The organism is Komagataeibacter kakiaceti JCM 25156 (assembly GCF_000613305.1).
Window position 1 is genome coordinate 1 of record NZ_BAIO01000125.1, and the last position, 5,876, is coordinate 5,876.

The window sequence follows — 5,876 nt, forward strand, 5'->3', positions numbered from 1 at the left end:
CGGCAAAGGCGCGGACCAGCGCGATCACCCGCGCATCCAGCCGCAGGTATTCCGGCGCGCGCCCACCGGGCAGGACCAGACCGGCGTAATCCGCGTGCCGCACGTCATCGAAACTGGCGTTCAGCGTGAAACGATGGCCCGGTTTTTCGCTATAAGTCTGCGCACCCTCGAAATCATGGATGGCGGTCAGGACATGCTCCCCCTTCCCCCGGCCGGGACAGACCGCATCGACCTGATACCCCAGCATGGTCAGGGCCTGGTAGGGGACCATGACCTCGTAATCCTCGACATAATCGCCAGCCAGAAGCAGCAGTCTTGGTGCGCTCATATCCGTTTCTTTCCATTGGGACGGCACGCTTTCCGCACAGATCGCGGTGCGGCAGGCCGCGTGCCCGGTGTCAGACCAGAAGCCAGACCATGAAACGTGCCGTGGATTATCAGGGATCTTTCTGGTGAAGCTTTTTTCACAAAGCTTGCGGGGAACGCCGCCTTTTTAAGAAGGCGACCTCCAGAAACTCTTATACGTTTTCCGGCAGCCGTTTAATGATCGTGCCCGTCGGGGGCGAGATGTTCGCGCAGGCGGGGCATGAGTTCGACAAAATTGCAGGGCACATGCCGACTGTCGAGCTGCCAGACCAGAATGTCATCCCATCCGTCCTTCACCGCGCCGGACGAGCCGGGCAGCGCGAACAGATAGGTTCCGTTCGCCACCCCCGCGACGGCGCGGGACTGGATCGTCGAGGTTCCGATCTTCTGGTAGGACAGCATGCGGAACAGTTCGCCAAACCCCTCGATCCGCTTTTCGATCACCTGATCAAACGCTTCAGGCGTGACGTCACGACCGGTTACGCCGGTGCCGCCGCTGGAAATGACAACATCGACCTGCTCATCCGCGATCCAGCCCGACAGGGTGGCCGCGATCCGCCGGGCGTCATCGGTCACGATGGCGCGGGCGGCCACGACATGACCGGCGCTGGCGATCCGCTCAGCCAGGATGTCACCCGACCGGTCCGTCTGCGGGGTGCGGGTATCGGAAACTGTCAGTACCGCGATGCGGACGGGCAGGAAGGGTTTGTTCATATCTAGTCGCGACATTCTTCATGTTCACCATTCCGGCGGGCGGACGTCAACGGTCATTGGATTGTGATGGAACCGGGACCGAACCAGAGCAGGGGAAATGAGTAATATGTGTGAATAAACACAAACTTCTGATGTATTTGTGCGTTGCACAAAAAAATACAACAACGAATAGTGACATACTATATCAATATATTGCTGTGGTAAAAAAAATCTCTTTAGTATTATTTTACACAGCCTTAGTTTTTTTCATAATTCCCCCGTCAAGGTTTATATTAGGTATGAAATATGCTATCGATGTGCGAATGATCAGAACATTTGCCCGCTTTTTTATACCGCTGCCCCTGTTTCTTCTTGTCCTTTTCACCCTGAACGAGGCCGCGCTGGCGCAGGCCCTGCCGGGGGAAGGGCAGGGCTTCGTGGGCGCGCAGCCCACCCTCAACGTCAATTCCCGGCGCAGTACGTCGGTGCAGGATCCCGGCCAGTTCTTCAACGCGCCTTACGGAGACCAGCACCTGTTTGGCAACTGGTGGGGGCTCCAGCCCTTCCTGTTGCGCCATGGCGTGCATATCGAAGCCGATGTGCATGAGGAATTGGCGGGCAACTTCCGTGGCGGCGCCAAGCAGGGCGTTACGGATGCCGGGCAGGTCGGGGTGGAAATCGACATCGACTGGAACAAGCTGGCGGGCGCGCCCAAGAATTTCTGGACCCATACCATGATCGTGAACGGTCACGGGCGGAACCTCAGCACCGACTACATCCACGATTCCCTTGGCGGCGTGCAGCAGATCTACGGCGCGCGTGGTAACGTGGTCGCCCATCTTGTCTATATGTACGCCGAACAGTCCCTGTTCCATAACCGGCTCGACATCAGCGCGGGCTGGATTCCGGTGGGCAGCTTCTTCGCCGCCTCCCCACTGTTCTGTGAGTTCATGAACGTGTCGATCTGCGGCAATCCCGCGCCGGGCAAATACGTGCCGGGCGGGCGCGACTGGCCATCGGGCAACCTGGGCGTGGTGATGCGGGTCATGCCCACGGTCGATACCTATATCATGGCCAGCATGTTCGCCGTCTCCCCCCACTCCTTCAACGGCGGCATCTCGGGCTGGGCATGGGCGCAGAGCGGTCTGGGCAAATTCTCCACCCCGGTTGAAATCGGCTGGCTGCCGGAATTCGGCCGCAACCATCTGGCGGGGCACTACAAGGCCGGGTACGGCTACGACAATTCGCAGTACGATGACCTGTATTCCGACATAAACGGCAACTCCGCCGTGCGTACGGGCCTGCCCTTCCGCAAGCAGTCCGGCGTCAGCACCGCATGGTTCCAGGCGGACCAGATGATCGTGCGCAATGGCAAGGGGCCGACCAATGGCCTGATCGCGCTGGCGGGCTACATGTACACCTCGGGCAAGATCTCGGCCATGAAGCAGCATGTGTGGGCCGGCATGATCGAAACCGGCGCGAAATGGGGCCGCCCGCTCGATACGGTGGGGGCGATGTTCCATTATTTCGAGATGAGCCGCGCCTCGATCCTGCAGCAGGAATCCTCGATTCTGGCGGGCACGCCCTTCCTGAACAACCAGTGGGGCAAGGCATGGGGCATCCAGACGCATGAGGATGTGTACGAACTCTTCTACAACATCCATACCGCGCGCGGCATGAGCTTCCAGCCGGATTTCCAGTATATCAACCGCCCCGGCGCCACCACCACCTATCATGACGCGGCGGTGATGGGCCTGCAGTTCAACTGCCTGCTGTAACACACCCTTCATCCGCGCGGCGGCACGCGGTATGGCTGGCGGATCATGAGCGATTCCGCCTTTCTGTACCACATGGCCCATGCCGCGCTGGCCGGATACGACCTGCGTGACGCAGGGGTCCACCTGCTTTCCATCTCGGAAAACGTCATTTTCCGGGTCGATACCGGGGGCAGGCCGCGTTACGCGCTGCGCCTGCACCGGCCGGGCTATCATACCGCCGCTGAAATCGGCAGCGAACTGGCCTGGCTGGGCGCGCTGCATGAGGCCGGTCTGGAAGTGCCGGTGCCCGTGCCCGGCCATGACGGCGCCCTGATCCGCACCCTGCCCGCGCCCGATGGCATAACCCGCCACGCCGTGCTGTTCACATGGATGGACGGGACCGAGCCGACTCCGGACATAGACCCCATAGCCTTTACCCGCCTGGGCCGCGTGACCGCCCGGCTGCATGACCACAGCCGCTACTGGGCGCGCGCCCCCGGTTTTACCCGCAAGGTCTGGACCCCCGACACCATGACCGGCCCGCATGCCCTGTGGGGACGATGGGACGCGGTGCCGGGCATGACCGGCACCGCGCATGACCTGATCGCGGCGTGCCTGCGGCAGATCAATGCGGAACTGGCGGAATATGGCCGGCAGCCGGAGCGTTTCGGGCTGATCCATGCCGACCTGCGGCTGGCCAACCTGCTGGTCAGCGGGGCGCATACCCGCCTGATCGATTTCGATGACTGCGGCATAAGCTGGTTCATGCAGGATCTGGCGGCGGCGCTGAGCTTTCATGAAGACCACCCCCACGCCCCCCGCTGTCGATCACTGGCTGCGCGGCTACGCGATGGCGGGACAGGTGGCGCGGGCCGATCTGGATATTTTGCCCACGCTTGTCATACAGCGGCGAATCCAGCTTCTGGCATGGACCGGCACCCACCGGCATACCGCGCAGGTGCAAAGCCTTGGGCCGGACTGGTTCGCGCGCACGCTGGATCTGTGCCGGGCATGGCAGGCGGGCCGCCTGCTGCGCGATATTGGCTGAACCGGGCCATTCATGGCCGCCATTTTCCGGCACCGGGGGATTATTAGATATTTTTTTAATTTGTCTGGGGCGCGGAGTTCACCACATTAACTTTTGGAAATTTTGAGCAGGCGGAATCGTGTTGGCGAAAAAGTTTCATGGAGCAAATTAACGTGATGATTCGCGGTTATTTTTTAAGGCCGCTATGACTTTTATGCCTCATTCCTGACATGTATGACACGTATGGATTGTGTCGTTCGGTTAATAACCCAGCGGAGCCTGTCCCCTCCTTGGCACATAGCGGAAAAGCAGCAATGACCCCGGCAGTTGATCCCACCGCCTCATCCCCCGTGCCCACGCCCGTCGTGGCCACGTTGCCGCTCGCGACCGATGAGGTTCCGACCCGCTCCCAGACCACGCGGATGATCTATTCCCGCCATCGACGTGCGCTACGCGATTACGCCCGCACGCTCGACTCCACGCCCAAGTCCTCCTGACCCCTTACGGATCTTTTCAGCCCGCCCGCCGTCGCAGGGCCGCCAGCGCCTGGCGCGTGGGGGTTGTCAGCCGGTCCGGCAGGCTATCAGGGGCGTACCAGCGCGGGCCTTCGTGTTTTTCAGGCTCCATGAGACGCGGCTCCCCCTGCCATGAGGTCACCAGATAAACGGGGGAAACCCAGTGATGCCCGCCCGTGGCGTCCATTTCCTCCACCAGGCACAGCAGGTCACGCGCCTGTATGGTTATGCCCAGTTCCTCGGCAATTTCGCGCTCCGCCGCATGGGCCGTCGTCTCATACGGATCGACCTTGCCACCGGGCAGGCCCCAGCATCCTGCTTCCAGCCCCCGCAGACGCCGCAGCAGCAGAATCCGGCCCTCCCGGTCCATGATGGCCGCGCCGCATCCCACGCGCGGGCCGGTCCTGTCCAGCATTTACCTGTACTCCTGTTATTTGCAGGCGCCTGAAACTGACTACCTGATAAAAAAGGGGGCACCCGAAGGTGCCCCACAAGCCGGTAAAATATTGCCTGGCCTTACCGCGCCACGGGCGGGCGGGCATTGGCCGTCGCCACGCGGCGGCCCCAGGAAATCAGGTCGCTGGTGCAGTCGTCACGGTCAATCACGCATTCGATCAGGGTCGGTCCCTGCGTGTTCGCCAGCGCCGCGGCAATCGCCTTTTCCATTTCAGCACCCGTGGTGGCGCGGAAGCCTTGCCGTGTCCGTCTTCCGCGTTGAACACGTTCATGAGCCCGGCATAGTCCCAGTTCTTGATGTTGTTGTACGGGCCATCATGAATCTGGACCTCGATGGTGTAGCCCCGGTTGTTGATCAGGAAAATGATTACCGGCAGGTTCCGGCGCACCATCTGGGCCACTTCCTGCGCCGTCAGCTGGAAGGAGCCATCCCCCACCATGGCGATGACCCGGCGTTCCGGCGCGCCCACGGCATAACCGAACGTGGCCGGAACGGACCAGCCGATATGGCCCCACTGCATTTCCAGTTCCACGCGCGCGCCATGGGGCAGCTTCATCTGCATGACGTTGAACCAGGAATCCCCGGTCTCGGCGATGACGGAGGCGTTGGTGGTCAGCAGGCCCTGAATCTGCCGGGCCATTTCGGCGCGCACCAGCGGCGCATCCGGAGCGGCGGGCGCGGGCTGCGCCGGGGTAGTATGGACGCGCCGGTATTCCACCAGCGTGGCGTCCTTTTTCGGCTGGTCCTTCAGCCGTTCGATCAGGGCTTCCAGCACATCGCGCAGATGGACGCCATCGAACGCCTTGCCCCCCGCCGCGATATGACGGCTGTCAAGCAGCGCGACATTGTCGCCCTTGGGCCAGGCGGTCCAGCCAACGGTGGAGTAATCATTGAAGACCGGCGCAAGGCACAGCACGCCATCGGACCAGTCATATATCTGCTGCGCCTTGGAACTGCTGACATCCCCCCAGTAGGTGCCGATATAACCCGCGTGATCCTCGGGGAAGAAGCTCTTGGCCGCCGCCATGGTCGCGACCGCGCAGCCCAGCGCGTCGGCCAGG

The 5,876-nt window shown here is 61.8% G+C and carries 6 protein-coding genes and 1 pseudogene; 3 read left to right on the forward strand and 4 right to left on the reverse strand.

What is annotated here, in order from left to right; all coding sequences use genetic code 11:
• Both JCM25156_RS08540 and moaB read right to left on the reverse strand, forming a co-directional pair.
• A partial coding sequence (locus JCM25156_RS08540) for a DJ-1/PfpI family protein (protein ID WP_025812771.1) occupies nucleotides 1-328 on the reverse strand: 328 nt, incomplete at its 3' end.
• 212 nt (nucleotides 329-540) lie between these two features.
• Entirely contained in the window at nucleotides 541-1,095 is a 555-nt protein-coding gene (moaB, locus tag JCM25156_RS08545; protein ID WP_025812772.1) for a molybdenum cofactor biosynthesis protein B, read from the reverse strand.
• Between the two features lie 263 nt (nucleotides 1,096-1,358).
• Here moaB and JCM25156_RS08550 point away from each other — a divergent pair, with 263 nt between their 5' ends.
• The 3 genes from JCM25156_RS08550 to JCM25156_RS27910 all read left to right on the forward strand — a co-directional run bounded on the left by JCM25156_RS08550 (nucleotide 1,359) and on the right by JCM25156_RS27910 (nucleotide 4,340).
• Complete coding sequence (locus JCM25156_RS08550) at nucleotides 1,359-2,837, forward strand: carbohydrate porin (RefSeq protein ID WP_025812773.1); 1,479 nt, start codon at nucleotides 1,359-1,361, stop codon at nucleotides 2,835-2,837.
• Between the two features lie 45 nt (nucleotides 2,838-2,882).
• Entirely contained in the window at nucleotides 2,883-3,911 is a 1,029-nt protein-coding gene (locus JCM25156_RS22825; protein WP_242402560.1) for a phosphotransferase enzyme family protein, read from the forward strand.
• Between the two features lie 246 nt (nucleotides 3,912-4,157).
• Complete coding sequence (locus tag JCM25156_RS27910; protein ID WP_084296489.1) at nucleotides 4,158-4,340, forward strand: hypothetical protein; 183 nt, start codon at nucleotides 4,158-4,160, stop codon at nucleotides 4,338-4,340.
• A 16-nt stretch (nucleotides 4,341-4,356) separates the two neighbouring features.
• On the opposite strand, the gene JCM25156_RS08560 is transcribed toward JCM25156_RS27910, so the two are convergent.
• Both JCM25156_RS08560 and JCM25156_RS22830 read right to left on the reverse strand, forming a co-directional pair.
• Complete coding sequence (locus JCM25156_RS08560) at nucleotides 4,357-4,773, reverse strand: NUDIX domain-containing protein (RefSeq protein ID WP_025812774.1); 417 nt, start codon at nucleotides 4,771-4,773, stop codon at nucleotides 4,357-4,359.
• A 101-nt stretch (nucleotides 4,774-4,874) separates the two neighbouring features.
• Nucleotides 4,875-5,876, reverse strand: a pseudogene (locus tag JCM25156_RS22830) (thiamine pyrophosphate-dependent enzyme); the annotation flags it as partial.